Source organism: Pseudomonas sp. 2995-1, assembly GCF_002742505.1.
Taxonomy (GTDB): Bacteria; Pseudomonadota; Gammaproteobacteria; order Pseudomonadales; family Pseudomonadaceae; genus Aquipseudomonas; species Aquipseudomonas sivasensis.
Genome location: NZ_LJSA01000106.1, coordinates 1 through 248, shown reverse-complemented (window position 1 = coordinate 248; position 248 = coordinate 1). Strand labels below are relative to the sequence as shown.

Here is a 248-nt window from a genome sequence, read left to right as displayed (position 1 = left end):
ACATTTCTCAAGTAGTTGTTTTACTTTTTCCCCTTGTTCATGCAAACTGCTGGGATTTGCAAAGTACTCCTTTGATGCTTTGGTATAAACATCTAAAGCAGATTCGGACATCGGTGTTGTTGCAGCATGGTCTAGATAAATCATTTCAATCCCTCATTTTAATAAGTCTTTTATCTTGAATCATTCAAGGAGAGTTTTTAACCATTAAATAACAAAATTAATAAATCCTCTTGTCATTAGTTTAAAAG

1 protein-coding gene is annotated in these 248 nt (G+C 32.3%); it reads right to left on the bottom strand.

Translation table 11 applies throughout. The features are described from left to right. Window positions 1-144, bottom strand: a 144-nt coding sequence (locus AOA61_RS32645; protein ID WP_143521138.1) for an aminotransferase class V-fold PLP-dependent enzyme, incomplete at its 3' end; no start/stop codon positions are given. Window positions 145-248 lie beyond the last annotated feature (104 nt).